General features: G+C 73.6%; 17 protein-coding genes. 7 read left to right on the top strand and 10 right to left on the bottom strand.

The window, feature by feature from the left end; all coding sequences use genetic code 11:
* Positions 1–59: 59 nt before the first annotated feature.
* A complete protein-coding gene (locus H596_RS0106105; RefSeq protein ID WP_037300222.1) occupies positions 60–848 on the bottom strand; it encodes an SDR family NAD(P)-dependent oxidoreductase in 789 nt (262 codons plus the stop codon).
* The gene (locus H596_RS0106100) at positions 848–1,804 is read right to left on the bottom strand and encodes an alpha/beta hydrolase (protein ID WP_027284135.1); all 957 of its coding nucleotides are present in this window, start codon (positions 1,802–1,804) and stop codon (positions 848–850) included. The genes H596_RS0106105 and H596_RS0106100 overlap by 1 nt, the downstream gene beginning before the upstream one ends.
* 162 nt (positions 1,805–1,966) lie before the next feature.
* Between H596_RS0106100 and H596_RS0106095 the strand changes: the two genes are divergently transcribed.
* The 6 genes from H596_RS0106095 to glgX all read left to right on the top strand — a co-directional run bounded on the left by H596_RS0106095 (position 1,967) and on the right by glgX (position 14,269).
* Positions 1,967–2,878 (top strand): PfkB family carbohydrate kinase, encoded by a 912-nt coding sequence (locus tag H596_RS0106095; RefSeq protein ID WP_169579847.1) that lies wholly within the window; start codon positions 1,967–1,969, stop codon positions 2,876–2,878.
* 82 nt (positions 2,879–2,960) lie between these two features.
* Positions 2,961–5,423: a glycogen/starch/alpha-glucan family phosphorylase gene (locus tag H596_RS0106090; RefSeq protein ID WP_027284133.1), complete on the top strand. Its 2,463-nt coding sequence runs from the start codon at positions 2,961–2,963 to the stop codon at positions 5,421–5,423.
* A gap of 4 nt (positions 5,424–5,427) precedes the next feature.
* On the top strand, positions 5,428–7,665 hold the full coding sequence (glgB, locus tag H596_RS20340) for a 1,4-alpha-glucan branching protein GlgB (protein WP_051212470.1): 2,238 nt from the start codon (positions 5,428–5,430) through the stop codon (positions 7,663–7,665).
* A complete protein-coding gene (glgC, locus tag H596_RS0106080; RefSeq protein WP_027284132.1) occupies positions 7,658–8,923 on the top strand; it encodes a glucose-1-phosphate adenylyltransferase in 1,266 nt (421 codons plus the stop codon). The genes glgB and glgC overlap by 8 nt, the downstream gene beginning before the upstream one ends.
* Before the next feature lie 8 nt (positions 8,924–8,931).
* Positions 8,932–10,359, top strand: a complete 1,428-nt coding sequence (gene glgA, locus H596_RS0106075; RefSeq protein ID WP_027284131.1) for a glycogen synthase GlgA — start codon at positions 8,932–8,934, stop codon at positions 10,357–10,359.
* Positions 10,352–14,269 carry a glycogen debranching protein GlgX gene (gene glgX, locus H596_RS0106070; RefSeq protein ID WP_027284130.1) on the top strand — a complete coding sequence of 1,306 codons (3,918 nt, stop codon included), beginning with the start codon at positions 10,352–10,354 and terminating at the stop codon, positions 14,267–14,269. The genes glgA and glgX overlap by 8 nt, the downstream gene beginning before the upstream one ends.
* Here the strand turns inward: glgX and H596_RS0106065 are convergent.
* The 5 genes from H596_RS0106065 to H596_RS0106045 all read right to left on the bottom strand — a co-directional run bounded on the left by H596_RS0106065 (position 14,238) and on the right by H596_RS0106045 (position 19,180).
* Positions 14,238–15,599: a (2Fe-2S)-binding protein gene (locus tag H596_RS0106065; RefSeq protein ID WP_027284129.1), complete on the bottom strand. Its 1,362-nt coding sequence runs from the start codon at positions 15,597–15,599 to the stop codon at positions 14,238–14,240. The two genes, glgX and H596_RS0106065, sit on opposite strands and share 32 nt — an antisense overlap.
* Positions 15,596–15,880, bottom strand: a complete 285-nt coding sequence (locus tag H596_RS0106060; protein WP_027284128.1) for a (2Fe-2S)-binding protein — start codon at positions 15,878–15,880, stop codon at positions 15,596–15,598. The genes H596_RS0106065 and H596_RS0106060 overlap by 4 nt, the downstream gene beginning before the upstream one ends.
* A gap of 2 nt (positions 15,881–15,882) precedes the next feature.
* Entirely contained in the window at positions 15,883–16,485 is a 603-nt protein-coding gene (locus H596_RS0106055) for a DUF882 domain-containing protein (RefSeq protein WP_051212468.1), read from the bottom strand.
* A 3-nt stretch (positions 16,486–16,488) separates the two neighbouring features.
* A complete protein-coding gene (locus H596_RS20335; protein ID WP_051212466.1) occupies positions 16,489–17,994 on the bottom strand; it encodes a L,D-transpeptidase family protein in 1,506 nt (501 codons plus the stop codon).
* A gap of 64 nt (positions 17,995–18,058) precedes the next feature.
* Complete coding sequence (locus tag H596_RS0106045; RefSeq protein WP_051212464.1) at positions 18,059–19,180, bottom strand: NAD(P)/FAD-dependent oxidoreductase; 1,122 nt, start codon at positions 19,178–19,180, stop codon at positions 18,059–18,061.
* Positions 19,181–19,280: 100 nt separating this feature from the next.
* On the opposite strand from H596_RS0106045, the gene H596_RS0106040 reads away from it, so the two are divergent.
* The gene (locus tag H596_RS0106040) at positions 19,281–20,603 is read left to right on the top strand and encodes an aminotransferase class III-fold pyridoxal phosphate-dependent enzyme (protein ID WP_027284125.1); all 1,323 of its coding nucleotides are present in this window, start codon (positions 19,281–19,283) and stop codon (positions 20,601–20,603) included.
* 19 nt (positions 20,604–20,622) lie between these two features.
* On the opposite strand, the gene H596_RS0106035 is transcribed toward H596_RS0106040, so the two are convergent.
* From H596_RS0106035 to H596_RS0106025, 3 genes are all read right to left on the bottom strand, one after another.
* Positions 20,623–20,808: a hypothetical protein gene (locus tag H596_RS0106035; RefSeq protein WP_027284124.1), complete on the bottom strand. Its 186-nt coding sequence runs from the start codon at positions 20,806–20,808 to the stop codon at positions 20,623–20,625.
* A 149-nt stretch (positions 20,809–20,957) separates the two neighbouring features.
* Positions 20,958–22,919, bottom strand: a complete 1,962-nt coding sequence (locus H596_RS0106030) for an acetyl/propionyl/methylcrotonyl-CoA carboxylase subunit alpha (RefSeq protein WP_027284123.1) — start codon at positions 22,917–22,919, stop codon at positions 20,958–20,960.
* Positions 22,920–22,924: 5 nt separating this feature from the next.
* A complete protein-coding gene (locus H596_RS0106025; protein ID WP_027284122.1) occupies positions 22,925–24,526 on the bottom strand; it encodes a carboxyl transferase domain-containing protein in 1,602 nt (533 codons plus the stop codon).
* Between the last annotated feature and the right edge of the window lies 1 nt (position 24,527).

The following is a 24,527-nucleotide window of genomic DNA, read 5'->3' as shown; positions in this document are numbered from 1 at the left end:
ATCTGAGGGTTGGGAGTTCGAATCTTCCCGGGCGCGCCACTTCCTTCAGCACCACCGCCTCATCGCATCGCGCTCCCCATCGGGCAGGCCGTCCGGCCGCCGTCCACCTGCAGATGCGCGCCCGTGATGCCCGAGGCCGCCTCCGAGCACAGGAACAGCACCGCCGCCGTGATCTCCGAGGGCAGGCAGTAGCGCCCCATCGGGATGGCCGCGCGGTAGCGCTCGGCCGGGTCGTTCGCGCCGCGCCGGGCCGCCTGCTCCTCGAGCGAGTGGATCATGCGCGTCTCGGTGGGGCCGGGGCAGATGGCGTTGACGCGCACGCCCTCCCGCGCCACCTCACCCGCGACGGATTTCGTCAGCCCCAGCACCGCTTGCTTGGAGGCGACATAGGGCGAGAGCCCCGCCGAGCCCACCAGCCCGGCCGTGGAGGCCGTGTTCACCACTGCCCCCTGCCCCTGCGCGCGCATCACCGGCAGCACATGGCGCAGACCGAGGAAGACGCCCTTCACGTTCACCGCCAGCACAGCGTCGAACACCGCCTCCTCCTGCTCGACGAGGGGCTTCACCTCGCCCTCGATGCCGGCGTTGTTGAAGAAGCAGTGGATGGCGCCCCAAGCCTCCAGCGCCGCCTCCACATAGGCCGCCACATCGGCCGCGCGCGTCACGTCGGCGGCGCGGAAGCGCACGTCATGGCCCTCGGCGCGCAGCGCGGCGGCCGCCTCATGGCCCGCGGGGTCGCGGTCCACCATCAGCACCCGCGCGCCCTCGCGCGCGAAGCCGCGCGCGGCGTCGAGCCCGAGCCCATGGGCCGCGCCCGTCACCACCGCCACCCTGCCCTCGAAGCGCATCACGCCCCCTCCCCGGCCCCGGCCAGCCCCTCGCGCAGCGCGCGCGCCGCCACCTCGATCAGCAGCGCCGCGCGCGGGATGAAGCCGGTCATGGTCAGCACGCCGTGCATCATGTCGGCCGCGTGCAGATGCGTCACCGCCACGCCCTCGCGCTCCAGCCGGGCGGCATAGTCGCGCCCCTCGTCCACCAGCGGGTCATGGCCCACCGTCAGCACGAAGGCGGGCGCGACGCCGGCGAGGCTCGCCGCGCGCAGGGGCGAGGCGCGCCAGTCGTTCCAGCTTGCGGGATCGGGCGCGTAATGGGCGCGGAACCAGCGCATGGCGGGCGTGGTCAGCGCCGCCCCGGCCTCGAAGCGCGCCATGGAATCGTGGGTCTGGGCCATCTCCACCACCGGATAGAGCAGGAGCTGGAAGCGGAGCGGCGGCAGCGCGCCCTCCCGCGCCATCAGCGCCATCACGGCGGCAAGGTTGCCGCCCGCGCTGTCGCCCCCCACGGCCAGGCGCCGGGCGTCGAGGCCGAGGGCGCGCGCCTCGGCCGCGGCGAAGCGCACCGCCTCGGCCACATCCTCCACCGCGGCGGGAAAGCGGTGCTCGGGGGCCAGGCGGTAGTCCACCGCCAGCACCGCGCAGCCCGCGCCATTGGCCAGGCTGCGCGCCAGGTGGTCATGCGTGTCGAGGTCGCCGAAGACCCAGCCGCCGCCATGCGCGAAGACGAGGCCCGGCAGCGCCTCGCCCGGTGCGCTGCCGAGGGGGCGCAGCAGCCGCGCCGCCCGGCCCGAGGGCAGGCGCAGCTCACGCACCTCCGCCACGGTGGGCTGAGGCGCCTGCAGCCGGCTGCGGCCGCCGGCATACTGGGCGCGCGCCGCCTCGGGCGTCAGCGTCTCGTAGGCGGGGATGTTCGCGGCCTGCGCCATCTCGAGCAGGCGCCGGCAATCGGGATCGAGGGGCGCGGCCATGGTTCAGCCCTGCCCCGCTGCGGTCATGGTCATCGCGGCACTCCTCCCCTCCTGCCTGGGCGCGATGATGCGGGGCGGCGGCGGGCCCGGCAACGCCCGCATGGTGGCCAAGGCCCCGCGCGGCTGCGTAGCATGGGCGCGCAGCCCGGCAAGGAGATGCCCTTGGACGACAGCGCGCGCCCGCTCGTGATCTGCCTCGGCAATGCGGTGGCCGACCATGTGTTCCGGGTGGACGAGATCCCCCAGCCTCCCGCGAAGGAGCGCGCGCGCGGCTACGCCCTCACCGCCGGCGGCATGGCCGCCAACGCCGCCATCGCGGTGCGCCGGCTCGGCGGGCGCGCCGTTTTCTGGGGCCGGGTGGGCGACGACAGCAACGGCGGGCTGCTGCTCCGCGCGCTGCGCGAGGAAGGGGTGGAGACGGGCGACATCCGCGTGATCCCGGGCGCGGTCAGCCCCACCTCGGCCGTACTGGTGGACCGGATGGGCGAGCGCGTGATCCTCGGCTTCCGCGGCGAGCGGCTCGATCCCGACCCCGCCTGGCTGCCGATCGCCCGCCTGGCCGAGGCGGGCGCCCTGCTCTGCGACCCGCGCTGGCCGGAGGGAGCGGCCCGTGCCTGCGCCGAGGCCGAGGTGCGGGGCGTTCCCACCGTGCTGGACGGCGAGCGCAGCGAGACGCGCGTGCTGCTCGACCTCGCGCCCCGCGTGCGGCACGCCATCTTCTCGGTGCCCGGCCTCGCCAATTACGGGCTCGGGCTGCGGCCTGTCGAGGCGCTGCGCAAGGCCGTCTCCGAAGGCGTGACGGAGCTCGCCGCCGTCACCCGCGGCGAGCAGGGCGTGCTCTGGCTGCGGCGCGGCGAGGGGACGCCCCGCCACATGCCCGCCTTCCCCGTGGCGGCAACCAACACATCCGGCGCGGGCGACGTGTTCCACGGCGCCTATGCGCTGGGCCTCGCCGAGGGGATGGAGGTGGAGCAGGCGCTCAGGCTCGCCAACGCGGCGGGAGCGTTGCGGGCGCGTGACGGGCGCACCGCCACGCGCGCGGAGACGGAAGCCTTCCTGGCCGCCCAGGGGTGAGCGACCCGCGAAAGCCACTTCCGGCGCCCCGTGGCGCTGTGCCACCCTCTGAGCCGTCCAAGGCAGTGAGGAAGCACAGAACGTGACGCCGCCCGATTCCGTCGCCGCCGCCCCCGCACAGACCGGCGGCGAGGCCATGCGCGATGCCATCCTGCGCAAGCTCACCTTCGACATCGGCAAGAGCCGCGCCGGCGCGCTCGACCGCGACTGGTTCATGGCCACCGCGCTCGCCGTGCGCGACCGGGTGATCGAGCAGTGGCTGAAGGACATGCGCAGCGCCTACGACACGGGGCGCAAGCAGGTCTATTACCTCTCGCTCGAGTTCCTGATCGGCCGGCTGCTGCGCGAGAACATGTCCAACTTCGGCCTGATGGCGGAGGTGCGCGCGGCCCTCGTCTCGCTCGACGTCAACCCCGCCCTGGTCGAGGCCTGCGAGCCGGACGCGGCGCTGGGCAATGGCGGCCTGGGGCGGCTCGCGGCCTGCTTCATGGAGAGCCTCGCCTCGCTCGGCATCCCGGCCTTCGGCTACGGCATCCGCTACGACCACGGGCTGTTCCGCCAGGTGATCCGCGACGGATGGCAGCTCGAGTACGCCGAAGACTGGCTGAACTTCCAGAACCCCTGGGAGTTCGCGCGCCCCGAGATCGCCCACACCATCGGCTTCGGAGGCTCAGTCGAGGAGATCACCCGCGAGAACGGCGAGGTCCGGCAGGTCTGGAAACCGGCCGAGACGGTCCTCGCCGTGGCCTATGACACGCCCATCGTGGGCTGGCGCGGCCAGCACGTGAACACGCTGCGCCTGTGGTCCGCGCGCGCGGTGGACGCGATCCGCCTCGACGCCTTCAACCGCGGCGACCATGTGGGGGCGGTGGTGGAGCGCGCGCGCGCCGAGGCCATTTCCCGCGTGCTCTACCCGGCCGACGACAGTCCGGAGGGGCAAGAGCTGCGCCTGCGCCAGGAGTTCTTCTTCTCCTCCGCCGCGCTGCAGGATCTGATCCGCCGCCACCTGCGCGTCTATGGCGACCTGACCTCTCTGCCCGAGCGCGTCTCCATCCAGCTCAACGACACGCACCCCGCCATCGTGGTGGCGGAGCTCATGCGCATCCTGGTGGACGACCACGGGATCGAGTGGCACGAAGCCTGGCGGATCACGCGCGGCACCATCTCCTACACCAACCACACCCTGCTGCCCGAGGCGCTGGAGAGCTGGCCGGTGGCGCTGATGGAGCGGCTGCTGCCGCGCCACATGCAGATCATCTACCTGATCAACGCCGTCCACCTCGGCGAGGTGGCGGCGAAGCATCCGGGAGACAACCGCCTGCTCGCCTCCGTCTCGCTCATCGAGGAGCATCACGGGCGGCGCGTGCGGATGGGCCACCTCGCCTTCGTAGGCAGCCACAAGGTGAACGGCGTCTCGGCGCTCCACTCCGAACTGCTGAAGCAGACGGTGTTCCGCGACTTCCATCTGCTGGATCCCGAGCGGATCACGAACAAGACCAATGGCGTGACGTTCCGCCGCTGGCTGCAGCAGTGCAACCCCTGCCTGACGGAGCTTCTGGTCGAGAGCATCGGCCCCGCCTTCCTCGACGACCCCATGGCGCTGAAGGCGCTCGAGCCGCTCGCGGAGGACGCCGCCTTCCAGTCCCGCTTCGCCGATGTGAAGCGCGTGAACAAGGAGGCGCTGGCGAAGCTGATCCGCGAGCGCACCGGCGTCCGGGTGGATCCGAACGCGATGTTCGACGTGCACATCAAGCGCATCCACGAGTACAAGCGCCAGCTTCTCAACATCCTGGAGACGCTCGCGCTCTACGACGCCATCCGCGCCGAGCCGCACCGGGACTGGCAGCCCCGCGTGAAGATCTTCGCGGGCAAGGCGGCGGCGAGCTACCACCGCGCCAAGCTCATCATCAAGCTGGCCTACGACGTGGCCCGGCTCGTCAACCGCGACCCCACGGTGCGCGACCGGCTGAAGGTGGTGTTCCTGCCGAACTACAACGTTTCCCTCGCCGAGATGATCATCCCCGCCGCCGACCTCTCGGAACAGATCTCCACCGCCGGCATGGAGGCCTCGGGCACGGGCAACATGAAGCTCGGGCTGAACGGGGCGCTCACCATCGGCACGCTGGACGGCGCGAACGTCGAGATGCTCGAGCATGTGGGCGCCGAGCACATGTTCATCTTCGGCCTCAAGACGCCGGAGGTCGAGCAGCGTCGGCGCGAGGGGTGGCGGGGTGAGGCGGCCATCGCCGCCTCCTACCGGCTGCAGCAGGTGATGGAGCAGCTTGCCTCCGGCGTCGTCTCCCCCGACGACCGCGGCCGCTTCAACGAGATCGTGCAGACGCTGCGCGAGCACGACCATTTCCTCGTCACCGCGGATTTCGACAGCTACTTCGCCATGCAGCGCGAGGTGGACGCGCGCTGGGCCGACCAGCCCGGCTGGCGGCGCTCGGCCATCCTCAACACCGCGCGCCTGGGCTGGTTCTCCTCCGACCGCACCATCCGCGAATACGCCGAGGAGATCTGGCGCATTCCGGTGGGGCGCTGAACCCGTGGGCGCCCTGCGCGCCAGTGCGGAGGAGCTCGCCTCCCTGCTCTCGGCGACGCACGGGAATCCCTTCGCGCTGCTCGGCCCGCATGCAGCGCCGGGCGGCGTGGTTTGGCGGTGCTTCCTCCCCGGCGCCCGCGCGGTGGAGGCATTGCTGGAGGGCCGCGCCCTTCCCTTGGAGCGACGCGGAGAGGAGGGCTTCTTCGAAGCCCTTCTGCCCGGCGTGCGGCGAGAGGAATGCCGGCGGCTGCGCGTGCACTACCCCGATGGCGCGCAGGAGATCCACGATCCCTACGCCTTCGGCCCCACCCTCGGCCCGCTCGACGACCACCTGCTGCTGGAGGGCACGCATGTGCGCCTCTATGAGCGGCTGGGCGCCCACCCCACCACGCATGAGGGCGTGGCGGGAACGCGCTTCGCCGTCTGGGCGCCGCATGCGCGCCGCGTGTCGGTGGTGGGTGACTTCAACCTCTGGGACGGGCGGCGCCACCCCATGCGGCGGCGGGTGGATTCCGGGCTGTGGGAAATCTTCCTGCCCGGCGTCGGCCCGGGCGCCCTCTACAAGTACGAGCTGATCGGCCCCGACGGAAACCTGCTCCCGCTGAAGGCCGATCCCTTCGGCTTCGCCGCAGAGCTGCGTCCCAACACCGCCTCCATCGTCGCCGACATCGAGGGCTTCGCGTGGAGCGACGAGTCCTGGCTCGCGCGGCGCGCCGCGACGGACTGGCCGCGCGCACCTCTGTCGATCTACGAGGTGCACGCCTCTTCCTGGAAGCGCCATCCCGACGGGCGTTTCTGGAACTGGGAGGAGCTGGCGGCCGACCTCATCCCCTACGCCAAGGGCATGGGCTTCACGCACATCGAGTTCCTGCCCGTCATGGAGCACCCGCTCGACGCCTCCTGGGGCTACCAGCCCATCGGGATGCACGCGGTCACGGCGCGGCTCGGCGGCCCGCGGGGGCTGATGGCCTTCATCGATGCCGCCCACGCGGCCGGGCTGGGCGTCATCCTCGACTGGGTGCCCGCGCATTTCCCGCAGGATGCGCACGGCCTGGCCTGGTTCGACGGCACGCCGCTCTTCGAACACCCGGATCCGCGCCGCGGCTTCCACCCCGACTGGCGCACCGCGGTCTACGACTACGGCCGGACGGAGGTGCAGAGCTTCCTCGCCTCCAACGCCATGTTCTGGATCGAGCGCTTCCACGCCGACGGGCTGAGGGTGGACGCGGTCTCCTCCATGATCCACCTCGACTACTCGCGCGGGCCCGGCGAATGGGCGCCCAACGAGGATGGCGGCAACGACAACCGCGACGCCATCGCCTGCCTTCGCAAGATCAATGCGCTGGTGCGCGCCGAGGGGCGCGGCGCGCTGATGATCGCTGAGGAGGCGACGGACTGGCGCGGCGTCACCGCGCCGGTGGAGGAAGGCGGCCTCGGCTTCCACTTCAAGTGGAACATGGGCTGGATGAACGACACGCTGCGCTACGTGGCGAAGGAGGCGGTGCATCGCCCCTGGCACCACCAGTGGATGAACTTCGGCCTGATGTACGCCTTCAACGAGCGCTTCATCCTGCCGCTCAGCCATGACGAAGTGGTGCACGGCAAGGGCTCGCTGCTCGGGCGTCTGCCCTCGGGCGGGCCGGGGGCCGACGACTGGCAGCGCTTCGCGACGCTGCGCGCCTATCTCGCCTTCATGTGGGGCCACCCGGGCAAGAAGCTGCTCTTCATGGGCGGCGAGTTCGGCCAGTGGCGCGAATGGAGCGAGGCGCGCGAGCTGGACTGGTGGCTGCTGCAATACGCCCCGCACCAGGGCCTGCAGGCGCTGGTACGCGACCTCAACGGGCTGCACCGCGGCCTGCCCGCCCTGCACGCGCGCGATGCGGAGCCCGAGGGCTTCCTCTGGACCGATGCGAACGATGCGGCAGGTTGCACCTTCGGCTGGCTGCGCTTCGACGGAGCAGGCGGGCCGCCAGTCGCGGTGCTGTGCAATTTCCAGAGCGCCCCGCGCGAGCACCACCTGACCGGCCTGCCCTGCCCGGGTGCCTGGCGCGAGCTGTTGAACACGGATTCGCGCCTTTATGGCGGTTCGGGCCTCGGCAATCTCGGTCGCGTGACGGCCAAGGCCGAGCCCGCCTTCGGCCAGCCGGCCTCGGCGCGGCTGCTGCTTCCCCCGCTTGCCACGCTGATGCTCGTTCCGGAACAATGGCCGGCGCCGGAGAGAGACGAGCCCCGAGATGCGTGACCGCGAGCTGGCCCCCGCCCCCCTGGCGCGCACCGCCATGGCCTTCGTGCTCGCAGGCGGCCGCGGCTCGCGCCTGATGGAACTGACCGACCGGCGCGCCAAGCCCGCCGTCTATTTCGGGGGCAAGACGCGCATCATTGACTTCGCGCTGTCCAACGCGCTGAACTCGGGCATCCGCCGCGTCGCGGTCGCCACGCAGTACAAGGCGCACAGCCTCATCCGCCACCTGCAGCGCGGCTGGAACTTCTTCCGCGCCGAGCGCAACGAGAGCTTCGACATCCTGCCCGCGAGCCAGCGCGTCTCCGAGCACAACTGGTATCTCGGCACGGCGGATGCGGTGTTCCAGAACATCGACATCATCGAGGATCTCGCGCCGCGGCACATGGTCATCCTCGCGGGCGACCACATCTACAAGATGGACTACGAGCGCATGCTGCAGCAGCATGTGGATCAGGGGGCGGACGTCACCGTCTCCTGCATCGCGGTGCCGCGCGAACAGGCCAAGGGCTTCGGCGTCATGGCCGTGAACAGCGAGGCCTGGATCACCGATTTCGTCGAGAAGCCCGCCGACCCGCCAGGCATTCCAGGGCGGCCCGATCTCGCGCTGGCCTCCATGGGAATCTACGTCTTCGACACGGCCTACCTGATTGCGCAGCTTCGCCGCGACGCGGCCGATCCCTCCTCCAGCCACGATTTCGGCAAGGACATCATCCCCCACATCGTGCGCACCGGCCGCGCGGCGGCGCACCGCTTCGAGCGGAGCTGCGTGCGCTCGGTGCGCGAGACCGCGCCCTACTGGCGCGACGTGGGCACGGTGGACGCCTACTGGGAGGCGAACATCGACCTGGTGGACGTGGTCCCGCCCCTCGACATCTACGATCAGGACTGGCCCATCTGGACGCACAGCGAGGTGGTGCCGCCCGCCAAGTTCGTGCATGACGAGGAAGGCCGGCGGGGCGAGGCCATCTCCTCCCTGGTGGCCGGGGGCTGCATCATCTCGGGCGCCTCCTGCCGGCGCTCGCTGCTGTTCACCGGCGTGCATGTCCATTCCTTCGCCAGGCTGCACGAGGCGGTGGTGCTTCCCGGCGTGGATGTGGGGCGCGGGGCGCGCCTATCGCGCGTGGTGGTGGACCGGAGCTGCCGCATCCCCGAGGGGCTCGTGGTGGGCGAGGACCCGGCGCTGGACGCCGCGCGCTTCCGCCGCACGGAACAGGGCATCTGCCTCATCACCCAGGCCATGCTGGACCGGCTCGCGTGAGCGCCTCCCTGCGCGTACTGGCCGTCGCCTCCGAGTGCTTCCCCTTCGTCAAGACCGGGGGGCTTGCGGATGTGGTGGGGGCGCTGCCCGCCGCCCTCGCGCCGGAAGGCGTGGAGGTGACCACGCTGCTGCCCGGCTATCCGGCCGTGCTGCAGGCGCTCGGGGCCGTGCACCGGGTGGACGCGCTGCCCGAATTGATGGGCGCGCCGGCGCGGCTGCTGCACGCCGAGGCCGCGGGGCTGCGCCTCGTGGCGCTCGACGCGCCGCATTTCTTCGCCCGCGCGGGCTCCCCCTACCTCGCGCCCTGGGGCGAGGACTGGCCGGACAACGCCGCGCGCTTCGCCGCACTGGCGCGCGCGGGGGCGAGCCTCGCGCAGTCCGAGGGGTTCGACGCCGCGCACGCGCATGACTGGCAGGCCGGGCTGCTGCCCGCCTATCTGCGCTACGAGGCCCCGCGGCTGCCCTGCCTGTTCACCCTGCACAACCTGGCCTTCCAGGGCCAGTTCCCGCCCGAGGTGTTCCCCCTGCTGGGCCTGCCGGGCGATGCGTTCCGCGCCGAGGGCCTCGAGTATTACGGCCGCGTCGGCTTCCTCAAGGCGGGGCTGTGGTATGCGGCGCGCATCACCACCGTCTCGCCCAGCTATGCCGCGGAAATCCGGACCCCCGCCTGGGGCATGGGGCTCGATGGGCTGCTGCGCGGCCGCGCGCGCGACCTCTCGGGCATCCTCAACGGGCTCGACACCGGGGAGTGGAACCCAGCCACCGACCCGCGGCTGCCGGCCAACTTCTCGGCCGATGATCCCGCGCCGCGCGCGGAGAACAAGCGCCAACTCCAGGCCCGCATGGGGCTCGCCCCCGAGCCTGATGCCCCCCTCTTCGCCTTCATCGGCCGCTTCACCTGGCAGAAGGGGGTGGACCTCGCGCTGGAGGCGCTGCCGGCCGTGCTCGACAACGGCGCGCAGATCGCCTTCCTCGGCACCGGCGAGGGCGCGCTGGAGGAGCGGGTGCATGGCGCCACCGGAGCGAACCCCGGGCGGGTGGGCAGCTTCGTCGGCTTCGACGAGGGCTTCGCGCGGCTCGTCTATGGCGGTGCGGATTGCATCCTGCTGCCCTCGCGCTTCGAGCCCTGCGGGCTGGGGCAGCTCTGCGCGCTGCGCTACGGCGCGCCGCCCATCGTGGCGCGGGTGGGGGGCCTCGCGGACACGGTGATGGACGCGAACGAGATGGCGCTGGCCATGGGCGCGGGCACCGGCTTCCAGTTCTCTCCCGTCACGCAGGATATGCTGATGGCTGCCATCGAACGCGCCATCCGCCTGTATCGCGAGCCGGGGGCCTGGGCGCGGCTGGTGGCGAACGCCATGGCCACCGATGTCTCCTGGGCGCGCTCGGCCGCGCGCTACGCCGCGCTGTTCCGCGCGATGACGGGGCGTGGCTAGCCTGCCGGGCGTCACGCCCGGGCCCAAGGGGCTGCGGGTGGCGCTGCCCGCACCGGGGGCCGATCGCGTCTGGTTCTGCCTGTTCGAGCACGGCGAGGAGGTGCTGCGGGCCCCCCTCGCCCCGCGCGGCGACGGGCTGTTCGAGGGGCTCCTGCCCGGGCTCGGCCCCGGCGCGCGCTACGGCTTCCGGGCCGATGGCCCCGTGGCGCTGGGCCGCTTCGATCCGGCCAAGCTGCTGCTCGACCCATGGGCGCGCCGCCTCGAGGCGCCGCTGCGCCTGCACCCGAGCCTGTTCACGCCGGGCGAGGACAGCGCCCCGCACCTGCCCAAATGCGTCGTGGAGGCGCCCGCGCCCGCGCCGGGCTGGGCGCCGCTGCCCGCCCGGCCGCTGATCCTCTACGAGCTGCATGTGCGCGGCTTCACCATGCGCCATCCGGAGATCCCGAAGGGCATCCGCGGCACCTTCGCGGGCCTCGCGCACCCCGCGGCCATCGGCCATCTCGTCGCGCTCGGCGTCACCGCCGTCGAGCTCATGCCATGCGCCGCCTGGATCGACGAGCGGCACCTGCCGCCGCTCGGCCTCGCCAACCACTGGGGCTACAACCCGGTCTGCCCCCTCGCGCCCGATCCGCGCCTCGCCCCCGGCGGCATGGCCGAGGTGCGGGCCGCCGTGCAGGCGCTGCGCGCCGCCGGCATCGCCGTGATCCTCGACGTGGTGTTCAACCACACCGGCGAGGGCGACGCCGAAGGCCCCACGCTCAACCTGCGCGGGCTGGGCGAGGCGCACTGGTACCGGCTGGGGCACAACCAGTCCGGCTGCGGCAATGTGCTGGCCTGCGACCGGCCCTGGCCGCTGCGCCTCGTCATGGACGCGCTGCGCCACTGGGCGCTGGAGGCCGGGGTGGACGGGTTCCGGCTCGACCTCGCCACAACCCTCGGCCGGCGCGACCCCGATGGCCGCTTCGACCCCATGGCCCCGCTCTTCGCCGGCATCCGCCAGGACCCGGTGCTGGCGACGCGCCGCATCATCGCCGAGCCCTGGGACGTGGCCGAGCACAGCCTCGGCGCATTCCCACCCGGATGGGGCGAGTGGAACGACCGCTTCCGCGACGACATCCGCCGCTTCTGGCGCGGCGATCGCGGCATGGTGGGCGCGCTGGCCACGCGCCTCGCCGGCTCCTCGGACGCGCTGCCGGGGCGGCCGGGCGATTCGATCAACTTCGTCACCGCCCATGACGGCTTCACCCTGGCCGACCTTGTCTCCCATGCGCGCAAGCACAACGAGGCCAATGGCGAGGAGAACCGCGACGGCAGCGACGCGAACCTCTCCTGGAACAACGGCCATGAGGGGCCGAGCGACGACCCCGCCATTCTCGCCCGCCGCGCCGCCGACGCGCGCGCCCTGCTGGCGAGCCTGCTGATCGCGCGCGGCGCGCCCATGCTCTCCATGGGCGACGAGATCGGCCGCACGCAGCGGGGCAACAACAACGCCTATTGCCAGGACAACGCCCTCTCCTGGATGGATTGGGAAGGGGCGGACGCCGCGCTGCTCGGCTTCGCGCAGCGGCTGGTGGCGGCCCGCCGCGCCCACCCCGCCCTGCACGCCACCCGCCCGCTCACCGGGGCGGAGGTCGCGCCCGGCATGCGCGACGTGGCCTGGCTCACCCTCGAGGGCGCGCCCATGCAGGGCTGGGAGCAGGCCGAGAGCCTCGCCATGCTCCTGCACGAGGGGGAGGACCGGGTTCTCGCCGCCTTCCACCAGGGCGGGGGCGCGGCGCTGCTCGCCCTGCCGCCGCCGCGCTGGGGCCATCACTGGACGCTGATCGCCGACAGCGCCGATCCGGAGCGCGAGGGCGCGGTGGAGGGCCCCCAGGGCATGGCTCCGCGCTCCGTGCTGCTGCTGGCCGAGTCCCCCCTGCCCCCGCGCCGCGCCGAAGCCCCGGACGGGGCGCTGCTGGGCGCGCTCGCCGCCGCCGCCGGCATCGAGACCGTCTGGTTCGACCTGACCGGCGCCGCCCATCGCGTCCCCGAAGGCACGGTGCGCGCCCTGCTCGGCGCGCTGGGCCTGCCCGCCGAGACCGCCGCCCAGGCGCGCGACAGCCTGGCGCGACGGCGGGAGAGGCCGCTGCTGCCGCCCCATCTCGCCGCGACCGAGGGGGTGGCCCCGCGCCTGCCCAGCTCCGCCACGCGCCGGCTCTCCGCCACCCTGCACCTGGAGGGGGGCGAGACGCGCGAGCTCTCGCTGCTGCCAGAGGAGGGGATGCTGCGCCTGCCCCCCCTGCCCCCCGGCCATCACCGGCTGGAGGCGGCGGGCGCGCTGTGCCGGATCACCTGCGCCCCCGCCCGCGCCTTCCGCCCCTCCGCGCTGGAGGCGCCGCGCTTCGGCCTCACCGCGCAGATCTACGCCCTGCGCCACGCGGCCGAGCAGGGCATGGGCGACTTCACGGCGGTGGCGGAGCTCGCGCGCGCCGCCGCGGCCGAGGGCGCGCTGTGGCTCGGCCTCTCGCCGCCGCACGCGCTGCACCTCGCGGACCGCGCCCGCGCGAGCCCCTACCAGCCCAGCGACCGCCGCTTCCTCGACCCCATGCTGATCGACGCGGCCCGCCTCGGCCCCTGCGCCGCGCCGGGCGGGGCTTGGGTGGACTACCCGGCGGCCTGGGCTGCGAAGCGCGCCACCCTCGCCGCCGCCTGGGCGCGCTTCGACCGGCGCGACCCTAGCTTCCAGGCCTTCCGCGCCGCCGGCGGGGCGGCGCTGCGCGGCTTCGCGCTGCACGCCGCGCTCTCGGAGCATCTCGGCCATGGCGATCACCGCCGCTGGCCCGCCGGCCTCGCGCATGTGGACGATCGCGCGGTGCCCGGCTTCGCCGCCCGGCTGGCGGAGGAGACGGAGTTCCACATCTTCCTGCAATTCCTGGCCGATCGGCAGCTCGCCGAGGCCGCGGCCGCCGGCGCGGGGCTCTACCGCGACCTCGCGGTGGGCAGCGCGCCCGACGGCGCCGAGGCCTGGACGCGCGCCCTGCCCTTCCTGGAGGGCTTCTCCATCGGCGCGCCGCCCGACCCGCTCGGCCCGCTCGGCCAGGTCTGGGGCGTGCCGCCGCCCGATCCGCTCGCCTCGGCGGCCGAGGGCCATGCGGGCTTCGCCGCGCTGATCCGCGCCAACATGCGCCACGCCGCCGCGCTGCGGATCGACCATGTGCTCGGCCTCAGGCGCCTCTTCCTGGTCCCCGAGGGCGCACCCGCCGCCGAGGGTGCCTACCTGGCGCAGGACATGGAGGGGCTGCTCGCCGCCATCCGGCTGGAAAGCCACCGCGCCCGCTGCGCCGTGGTGGGCGAGGATCTGGGCACGGTGCCCGATGGGCTGCGGGAGCGCCTGGGCGAGGCCGGGCTTCTCTCCTATCGCGTGCTCTGGTTCGAGCGCGAGGAGGGCCGCTTCACGCCCCCCGCGCGCTGGCCGCGCGAGGCGGTGGCCTGCCTCGCCACCCATGACCTGCCCACCCTCGCCGGCTGGTGGGCGGGCGAGGACATCGCCGAGCGCGAGGCGCTGGGCCTGATGCCGCCCGGCGCCGCCGAGACCGCCCGCGCCGGGCGCGCCGCCGAGCGGCGGGAGATCCTCGCCGCCCTGCGGGAAGCGGGCCAGCCCCTGCCCGAGGACGCCGCCGAGGGCCCCTTCACGGAGGCCCTGGCCGCCGCGCTGCACGCGCATCTGGCCGCCACCCCCTCGCTCATGCTGCTGATCCAGGCCGAGGATCTGGCCGGGGAGCGCGTCTCGGTGAACCTCCCCGGCACGGACCGCGAGCGCCCCAACTGGCGCCGCCGCCTGCCCTGCGCCGCCCAGGCCCTGATGGCCGGGCCGCTGGCCCAGGCCATCCTCTCCGCCGTCAAGCGAGCGAGGCCAGCTCCCCAACCGTGACGGGCTTGCTGGGGAAGCGCGTGCGCAGCCCCTCCAGCGCGGCGGGCGGCACGCCGCGCGCGGCGGCCATCACCGCGTGAACCGCCGGGCCGCAGACGCGCCCCTGGCAGGGCCCCATGCCCGCGCGCAGATAGGCCTTGAGCTGGTTGGGCCCCTGCGCGCCCAGCGCGGTGGCGGCGCGCACCCGCCCGGCCGTCACCTCCTCGCAGCGGCAGAGGAGGGTCTCGTCAGGGATGTCCGCGGCCGGCAGCGGCGGGAACAGGGCATCGAGGAAGGGCCGGGGCGCCAGCTCCGCCTGGCGGCGCAGCAGCAGCGGCCCGGCCAGCGCGTCGCGCTGCTCGCCGGTCAGCGTGCCGAGCCGCCGCGCCGCCTCCAGCGCCGCGATCCGGCCCGAGAACTCCGCCGCCCGCGCGCCGCCGATCCCCGCGCCATCGCCCGCGACCAGCACGCCGGGGCGGGTGGTGTTGCCCCAGCCATCCAGCACGGGCCGCAGGCAGGCCTGGGCGGCGTCCCAGAGATGGGCGCAGCCCTGCAGCGCGCGGGTGATCTGCGTGTTGGGCACGACGCCATCGTGCAGCAGCAGCAGCTCGGCCGCCTCGCGCCGGCCGTCGAACACAATGTGCGTCAGCCGCTCCCCACCCTCGGCGGCCAGGGCCCGGGCGCGGATCACCGGCACGCCCGCGCGCCGCACCCGCGCCATCCAGCCCAGCCCCCGCAGCAGATAGCCCGGCGCGGTCAGCGCGGCCGGCAGATGGAGCGCGGCCCGCTTCCAGCCCCCCGGCGGCGAAAGGTCCAGGATGCCCGCGAGGCGCCCGCCCTTGGCGAGCATCTGCGCGGCGTAGAGCCAGAGCAGCGGCCCCTGCCCCGCCATCCACACCCGCCCCTCGGGCAGCAGCCCCGCGGATTTGAGAAGGATCTGCGCCGCCCCCACCCCCATCACGCCGGGCAGGGTCCAGCCCGGGATGGGCAACGGCCGCTCGATCGCGCCGGGGCAGAGCAGCAGCACCCCCGCCCGCGCCCGATGCGCCACCCCGCCCTCGGACCAGGTGACGGTGCGGTCCTCCTCCACCGCCCAGAGGGTGGCGCCGAAGCGGGCCTCGGCGCCTGAGGCGCGGAAGGCCTCAATGAGCCGCAGCCCCTCGCGCGCCTGGGCCGCGCCCGGGGCGCGGGGCTCCGGCCGATGGAAGCCGCCCACCGCGCGGTGCACCTGGCCGCCGGGAGCGAGGTTCTCGTCGAGCAGGAGAACCTCGATGCCGCGCGCCCGCGCCTCGAGGGCCGCGGCCATGCCGGCAGGCCCGCCGCCGAGGATGATGAGCGGAACCTCCCTCACAACGCCCCCCGCGCCCCCCGCTGCGGGGCGGCGCGCATCCCCGGCGTGACGGGGACGAGGCAGGCCTGGCGGTTGGGCACGCCCTCGACCTCCACCAGGCAGTCGAAGCAGGCGCCCATGAGGCAGAGCGGCCCGCGCGGTGCGCCGCTCACGGGCGTCTCGCGGAAGGCGGCGATGCCCGCGGCCAGCAGCGCGGCGGCGAGCGGCTCGCCCGCCCGGGCGGGAATCTCGCGCCCCTCCCAGGCAATGGTGCAGTCGGTGGGGCCGCTGCGGCGGAACATGCTCACCAGCGGCGCGCCGGGCCGCAGTCGAGATGCACGAAGCCGTCGCGCCGATACAGCCCCACGCCGCCCGTCTGCATGTCGGCCGCCGCACGGGCGATGCCCAGCGCCTCGCGCCCCGGCAGGCGGCAATCGGCCGCCATGCCCGACATGTGCAGCGAGGCGCGGCTGACGCGGCGCGACTGGCGCGCGCGGCTGGCGTTGGTCTCCGGCGTGCGGTAGCCGCTGATCACGAGCCAGGCCTCGTCGGACCCGAGGCGCTCGCGCACCGACGCCAGCACGTCGAAGAGGCGGGGGTCCATGGGGGTCGCCTCGTCCATGCCGGGGTCGCGCATGATGGCGTCCAGCCGGCGCAGCGCCTCGCGCTCGTAGCGGCCCTCGCGCCAGTAGATTCCCTCGAAGGAATCGCCCGTCTGCACACGGCGGATGGCGATGCGCCGGGTGCTGCCCGTCAGCGCCTGGGCCACGGCCGGGGCGGCGAGGAAGGTGGTGGCGAACCCCCCGACGCCGGCCAGGAAGGCGCGGCGCGTGGCGATCTCGGCCTCGGGGCAGGAGAAACCCTCCAGCCCCTCGCAGGCCGGGCAGGAATGGGCGAAGAGCCGCATCGCTCAGGCCCGTGCGACGACCGCCCGCGGGCTGCGCGCCTCCATGGCGCGCACATAGGCGTCGTCGAGTCCGTAGAGGTCGGGGCGGGAGCGCACGCGCCCGTTCTCCACCAGCACCGTGTCGTAATGGAGGCGGATGGGGAGCTGGCGGCGCAGCGCGGCGGTGATGGTCTGCCGGCTGGCGAGGGTGCGGTCCACCCGCTCGCGGCTCCAGCCCTCCGTGCCTTCGAGCAGCAGCATCAGCAAATCCATGGGCCGCTCGAGGCGGATGCAGCCGGAGGAATAGGCGCGGTCCGCCCGGCGGAACAGATGCCGCTCGGGCGTGTCGTGGAGGAAGATGTCGTCGTTGTTGGGCATGTTGAACTTGAGCCGGCCGAGCGCGTTGGCGTCGCCCGCGTCCTGCCGGATGAAGAAGGGAAAGCGGTCCGGGTTCACCGCGCGCCAGTTCACCGTGGTGGGGTCCACCTCCACCACTTGGCCGTCCACGCGCTGGAAGATGCGGAAGCCGCGGGCCTGCAGCGCGGTGGGATCGCGCTGCAGGCGCGGCAGGAGATCCTCGCGCGCGTTGCGCTGCGGCACGCCCCAGGGCGGGTTGAACTGCACCGAGGTCATGCGCGTGACGATCATGGGCGTGGCGCGGGCGGGGCGGCCCACCACCACGGCCATCTCCATGATCACGCGGCCTTCCTCGATCACCGCCAAGCGGAAATCGGGGACGTTCACCTCCACCCGTCGCTCGCGCCCCGGCGCGGCCTGGCCGCGGCGCATGTCGAGCGCGGCGCGGAGCTGGTTCACGCTGGCCTCGACGGGGCGGTTGAGCGCGGCCAAGGTCACGGGGCCCACCCGGCCCGTGGGGTCTATCCCGCGCTCGGCCTGGAAGCGCCGCACCGCCGCCTGGAGGCGCTCGTCATAGATCGGGCCATCGCCCGGGCTGGCGGCGAAGGCGGGGTCGGTCAGCGCCAGGCGCTGGCGCATCGGCGGCACGCGGGCGGGGTCGGTCGCGCCGGGCTCCAGGATGCGGCCCTGGATCTCGGGCACGCGCGGCCAGGCATTGCCCGCGCGGGCCCTGGCGGCGGCCAGCGCCGCCTTCAGCGGGGCCATGTCGGGATGATGCAGCGCGGCGCGCTCGATCACCTCGGCGGGCTCGGCGGCCTCGATGATCTGCTCGAACCAGCGCATCAGAAGGGCGGGGTTGGACTCGCGCCGGATGTCCACGCGGCCCGCGGGAACCCCGGCGCGGCCCTGCACCAGATCGGTGAGCGCGCCAGCGGCGGCGGAGGCGATCTGCTGCGGATCGGGCGTGGCGCCCGGGGTGAGGCCATACCAGCGCGGATCGAGCCCATCCTCCTCCAGCCGGAGCAGGCGCTCGCCCAGCCGGCGCAGAGCTTCGGGCCCGGCGGCCAGGGTGCGCGTGGGCGCGGGAGCGGCCGGCGCGGACGCCTGGGCGCGGGCCACACCCGGCGCGGCGGCGAGGGCGAGGAGGCCCCCGAGGACAACACGGCGATCCATGCGCAGGTCTCTGTTCCAGCCTTCCTGGCTTCTCTACACAGGCGCGCGCCGCGTCGCCAAGGACTCAGGCGGCCGCCCTGCCGGGGAATCCCGGCCCGAAGCGGCGGGCCGAGAAGGGCTCGAGCGCGGCATCCAGCGCGCCGCGCGCGATCATCGGGGCGAGCAGCCGCGCATGGGCGGCCGCGAGCGTCACCCCGGAATGGCAGTTCGCGGTGAAGGCCCCGGGGAACCGCTCCGAAGCGTCATAGACCGGAAGCCCGTCGGGCGCCATCACCCGCAGCGCCGACCAGGCGCGCACGATGTTCAACCGCGCGATCCAGGGAAAGCAGCGCACGGCGCGATCGGCGATGGCAGCCATCACCTCGGTCTTCTGCGAGAGGTCGAAGCCCGCCTCCTCGTGGGAATCGCCGATCATCAGCGTGCCCTCCGGCGTCTGGCGGATGGTGGTGGTGGGCAGCGGCAGCACCTCCCGCGCGCGCTCGGTGACGAGGATCTGCCCGCGCTGCGGCCGCACCGGCGCCGAGAGGCCGAAGAGCGGCGCGAGCGCCGCGTTGCCGAGCCCCGCGGCCAGCACGATCACCCCCGCGCGGAAGGCGCCCGCGGGCGTCTCCACGTGGAAGTCGTGCGGGGCGGCGCGGCCCCCCGTCACCCCCGCATGGGGGACGTAGCGCCCGCCGAGCCCGGTGAAGGCCTTGTGCAGCGCGTGCAGCAGGTTCAGCGGGTTGGCGTGGCCGTCATAGGGGGTGAAGGAGCCGCCCGCCACCTCGGGCCCCAGGCCGGGGAGCATCTCCGCCAGCTCCCGGCGATCGAGCATGCGGTACTCGTAGCCGTGGTTGCCGGCCTCGGCCTTCATCCGCGCCATCCGGTCCGCGCGCTCCTGCATCTCGGCGTCCGAGAGGCAGAGGTGCAGGCCGCCCGGCTGGCTGAGGCCGCAGTCGAGCCCCGTCGCGGCGGCGAGATCGCCCGCCAGCCCCGCCCAGCCCTCGGCCGAGGCGCGGGTCCAGCGCTGGTAGTGCGGCGCGCCGAGACCCTTGGACTGCACCCAGACCAGCCCGAAATTCCCGCGCGAGGCGCGCAGCGCCACATCGCCCTCGTCGAGCAGCGTGGTGGCCAGCCCCTCGCGCTGCAGCCCATAGGCGATGGCGGCGCCCACGAGGCCCCCGCCCACCACGATCGCGTCCGCCATCGGCTCTCCCCTCCGCGCGCGAGGCAGGAAGCACCGGGCGGGCACGCCGCGCAAGGGCGGCGTTGACGCGGGGCCGAGGCGCGCGCGAGCCTGCCCCGTCATGAGCCCTCTCGACACGCCTGCCCGCCGCAACAGCGCCCTTCCGGCCGCGCTGGAGGAGGCCCGCGCGCGCTACGCCGCCGCCCGCCCGGCCAGCGCGGCCGCCCACGCCGCGGCGCGCGCGGTGATGCCGGGCGGCAGCACCCGCAGCGTGCTGTTCTGGACGCCCTTTCCCATCGTCATGGCGCGCGGCGAGGGTGCGATGCTGTGGGATCTGGACGGGCACGCCTATCGCGACTTCCTGGGCGAATACTCGGCCGGGCTGTTCGGCCACTCGGAACCGCGTATCCTCGCCGCGGCGCAGGCGGCCATGGCGCGGGGCATCAATCTCGCCGCCGCGGGGCAGGACGAGGCGCGCTTCGCCGCGCTGATCTGCGGCCGCTTCCCCTCCATCGAGCGGGTGCGCTTCACCAACTCCGGCACCGAGGCGAACATCATGGCGCTGGCCGCCGCCCGCGCCTTCACCGGCCGGACGGAGATCATGGTGGCCCGCGGCGGCTACCATGGCGGCGTGCTGACCTTCGCGCGCGAGGACAATCCGGTGAACCTGCCGGTGCCCACGCGCTTCCTCGACTACAACGATGCGGAAGGGGCGCGCGCCGCCATCCGCGCCGCCGGCCAGGCGCTCGCCGCCGTGCTGGTCGAGCCCATGCTCGGCTCGGGCGGCTGCATTCCGGCCACGCCGGAGTTCCTCGCCGCGCTGCGCGAGGCCTGCGACGAGACGGGCGCGCTGCTCATCCTCGACGAGGTGATGACAAGCCGCCACGGCCCCGCGGGCCTGCAGGGGCGCATGGGCGTGCGGCCGGACCTCACCACCCTCGGCAAATACATCGCCGGCGGCTTCAACGCCGGCGCCTTTGGCGGGCGGGCGGAGGTGATGGAGCTCTTCGACGGGCACCGCCCGCGCGCGCTGCCCCATGCGGGCACCTTCAACAACAATGTCTGGTCCATGGCCGCGGGCTGCGTGGCGCTGGGCGAGATCTTCGGGCCCGCAGAGGCGGAGGCGCTCTACGCCCGCGGCGAGGCGCTGCGCGCCGGGCTCAACGCCGCCTGCGCCAAAGCCGGCGCAGCCATGCAATTCACCGGGCGGGGCAGCATGATGGCCGCGCATTTCCGGCGCGGTCCCATCGCCGCCCCCTCCGCCGCGACGGCGGAGGAGGAGCAGCGGCGGGAACTCTTCTTCCTCGACATGCTGCAGGCCGGGATCTACCTCGCCCGGCGCGGGATGATCTGCCTCTCCCTCCCGCAAGGGCCCGAGGACGACGCGGCGCTGCTGGCCGCGCTGCGGGAGTTCCTGGCCACGCGGGCGCCGCTGCTCGGCTGAGGCCTGAACAGGGCGGAGATCAGGCCACCAGCCAGCCCAGCACGAGCACGACCGAGACGACGAGCAGCAGCGCGCGCAGCACCGCCCAGACCTCACCGCCCGCCCCGCCTTCCTCGGGCTTGGCGGTGCTGTAGAGGACCACGGGGGGAAGCGGATCGCTGCTCTCGCGCCCCGCGGGGTCCACGCCCAGGAAACCATTGGTCATTGCTCACCTCCCTTGCAAAACAGCGACGGGGCAGGCCCTGTCGGCCGCTCCCTTGGCCGAGAGTTCCAGAATGGGACGCTCCACCATCGCCACGGATTTAAATCGACTCCATCTTTGTCAAGTGAAGAAGAGCAATCTCGCCGTGGAAATCATGTATCGGCGAGCGTGACGATCTCCGTGCCTTCTTCCACCGTCTCGCCCGGATAGGCGCCGACATGGGCCACAACCCCCGCGCGTGGTGCAGTCAATTTGATCTCGGTCTTCATGGCCTCGAGAACCGCAAGCAACTGACCAGGCTCGACCTGATCCCCAACCTGCACGAGAAGCTGCACAACCCGACCGGGAATCGGCGCGGAAAGCCGGTTCTCCGACGCCGCCTCTCCCGCCGCCGGCGCATGCGCGTCGCGCCGCCACAGCCGCCAGCTCTCGGCGCCGAGACGGATGGTGCAGCCCCCCTGCTCGGGGATGACGGCGACGGCGCGTCGCACCCCGCCCTCCTCCAAAGCGAGCGTGCCCGCGCTGCGCCGCAGCGCGAGGCGGCGCGGCGCATCGCCCTCCACCTGCGCCTCCACGACGCCGTCGGCGTGGCGGCGCAGCGTGACGCGGCGCGGCCGCAGCCCGTCGTCCCAGAGTTCGACGGTCTCCGCCGGCCCCTGCAGCCGCCAGTGGCGCAGCGCCTGCCAGGGCCCAGCCCCCTCCTCCTCATCCGCCGCATCGCCCAGCGCCGCAGCAAGGACCGCCTCGGCCGGCGCCGGCTGGGGCGGGGCCAGCAGCGCCTCGCCGTGCCGGGCGAGGAAGCCGGTGTCCAGCGCCGCGGCGTGCAGCGCCTCATGCGCCAGCAGTCGCCGAAGGAAGAGCAGGTTGTTGCCCACCCCCTCGATCTCGAGCCCCGCCAGCCCTTGCGCGAGATGCCGCAGCGCCGCCTCCCGGTCCTCGCCCCAGGCGATGAGCTTGGCGAGCATGGGGTCGTAGAAGGCGCTGACCGCATCGCCCGCCGCCACCCCCGCATCCAGGCGCAGATCCCCGCCCTGCGGTGCGAGGTGGAATTTCCGCAGCCGGCCGGTGGCCGGGCGGAAACCCTGCTCGGGTTCCTCGGCGTAGAGACGCACCTCCACCGCATGCCCCCGCGGCGCGGGCGGCCAGTGTTCGGGCAGCGCCTCGCCGGCCGCGACGCGGAGCTGCCACTCCACCAGGTCGAGCCCGGTGACCATTTCCGTCACCGGGTGCTCCACCTGAAGGCGGGTGTTCATCTCGAGGAAGAAGGCCTCCTCGCCCTCCACCACGAACTCGACCGTGCCGGCGTTCACATAGCCCACCGCGCGGGCAGCGTTCACCGCGGACTCGTGCAGCCGCGCGCGCAGCGCGGGCGACAGCGCGGGGGCTGGCGCCTCCTCCAGCACCTTCTGGTGGCGGCGCTGGATCGAGCAGTCGCGCGTATGCAGATGCACGATGCGGCCGTGCGAATCGCCCATCACCTGCACTTCGACGTGGCGGGGCCGGGTGAGGTATTTCTCGATCAGCACCCGGTCATCGCCGAAGGCGGCCAGCGCCTCGCGCCGCGCGCCGTGCAGCTCCTCGAGGAAGCGCGCGGGGTCATGGACGGGGCGCATCCCCTTCCCGCCCCCGCCGGCGCTCGCCTTGATCAGCACGGGAAAGCCGATGCGCCCCGCTTCGGCGGCGAGATGCGCGTCGTCCTGCGCCTCGCCGTGATAGCCGGGAACGGTGGGCACCCCGGCGGCCACCATCAGGCGCTTCGACTCCGCCTTGCTGCCCATGGCGCGGATGGCGTGCGGCGTGGGGCCGATGAAGGCGATGCCCGCATCAAGGCAGGCCTCGGCGAACTCCGCGTTCTCGGAGAGGAAGCCGTAGCCGGGATGGATCGCCTCCGCCCCGCAGCGGCGCGCGACGTCGAGGATCACGTCGCCGCGCAGGTAGCTCTCGCGCGCCGGCGCGGGGCCGATGAAGTGCGCTTCCTCGGCCGTGCGCACATGCAGCGCGTCGCGGTCCGCCTCGCTGAACACGGCGACGGGCAGGATGCCCAGCCGCCGCGCGGTGCGGGCGATGCGCAGCGCGATCTCGCCGCGGTTGGCGATGAGGAGCTTGCGGAACATGCGGCTCACATCCTGAACACGCCGAAGCGCGTGGGCGGAATGGGCGCGTGCAGCGCGGCCTGCAGGGCGAGGCCGAGCACGTCGCGCGTCATGGCCGGCGGGATGATGCCGTCGTCCCACAGCCGGGCGGTGGCGTAGTAGGGATCGCCCTCGCGTTCGTACTTCTCGCGGATGGGGGCCTTGAAGGCCTCCTCCTCATCAGCGCTCCAGGCCTTGCCCGCGGCTTCGAGATTGTCGCGCCGGAGCGTGGCGAGCACGCTCGCCGCCTGTTCGCCGCCCATCACGCTGATGCGCGCGTTGGGCCAGGTGAACAGGAAGCGCGGGGAGTAGGCGCGGCCGCACATGCCGTAATTGCCCGCGCCAAAGCTGCCGCCGATCAGCACCGTGAGCTTGGGCACCTGCGCGGTGGCGACCGCGGTGACGAGCTTCGCGCCATCCTTGGCGATGCCGCCCGCCTCGTATTTCCGGCCGACCATGAAGCCCGCGATGTTCTGCAGGAAGAGCAGCGGGATGCCGCGCTGGCAGCACAGCTCGATGAAATGCGCGCCCTTCTGCGCGCTCTCGCTGAACAGGATGCCGTTGTTCGCGATCACGCCCACCGGCATGCCCCAGATGCGCGCGAAGCCGGTGACGAGCGTGCTGCCGTAGCGCGGCTTGAACTCGTCCAGCACGCTGCCGTCCACGATGCGCGCGATCACCTCGCGCACCTCGAAGGGCTCGCGCACGTCGCGCGGGATGAGGCCGTGCAGTTCCGCCGGATCATGGGCCGGCGGCTCGGGCGGATGCGGCGGCGCGGGCGGGGCGGGCAGGTTCAGCGTGGCGACGATCCGGCGCAGCAGGCCGAGCGCGTGCATGTCGTCATGCGCGAGGTGATCCGCCACCCCCGAGAGGCGCGTGTGCACGTCGCCGCCGCCAAGATCCTCCGCGCTCACCACCTCGCCGGTGGCGGCCTTCACCAGCGGCGGGCCGCCCAGGAAGATGGTGCCCTGGTTCTTCACGATCACCGCCTCGTCGCACATCGCGGGCACATAGGCGCCGCCCGCCGTGCAGGAGCCCATGACGGCGGCGATCTGCGCGATGCCGGCCGCGCTCATGTTCGCCTGGTTGAAGAAGATGCGGCCGAAATGCTCGCGGTCGGGGAAGATTTCGTCCTGGTTGGGCAGGTTCGCGCCGCCCGAATCCACGAGGTAGAGGCAGGGCAGCCGGTTCTGCTGCGCGATCTCCTGCGCGCGCAGGTGCTTCTTGACGGTGAGCGGGTAGTAGCTGCCGCCCTTCACCGTCGCGTCATTGGCGACGATCACGCAGAGCCGGCCGGAGACGCGCCCGATGCCGGTGATGAGCCCCGCCCCCGGCACCTCCCCGCCATACATGCCGTGCGCGGCCAGCGGCGAGAGCTCGAGGAAGGGCGCTCCGGGGTCGAGCAGCCGTTCGACACGCTGGCGCGGCAGAAGCTTGCCGCGGGCGAGGTGCTTCTCGCGCGCCGCAGGCGGCCCGCCCTCGGCGGCGGCGGCGGTGCGCGCGGCGAGCTGCGCGAGCAGCCCCGCCGTGTGTTCGGCGTTCGCGCGGAAAGCCGCGCTTCGCGTGTCGAGGCTGGAGGCGAGCTTCACG

The sequence above is a fragment of the Rubritepida flocculans DSM 14296 genome, assembly GCF_000425365.1.
Taxonomy (GTDB): Bacteria; Pseudomonadota; Alphaproteobacteria; order Acetobacterales; family Acetobacteraceae; genus Roseococcus; species Roseococcus flocculans.
The sequence above is the reverse complement of the archived record's forward strand: the minus strand, read 5'-3'. Positions and strand labels throughout refer to the sequence as shown.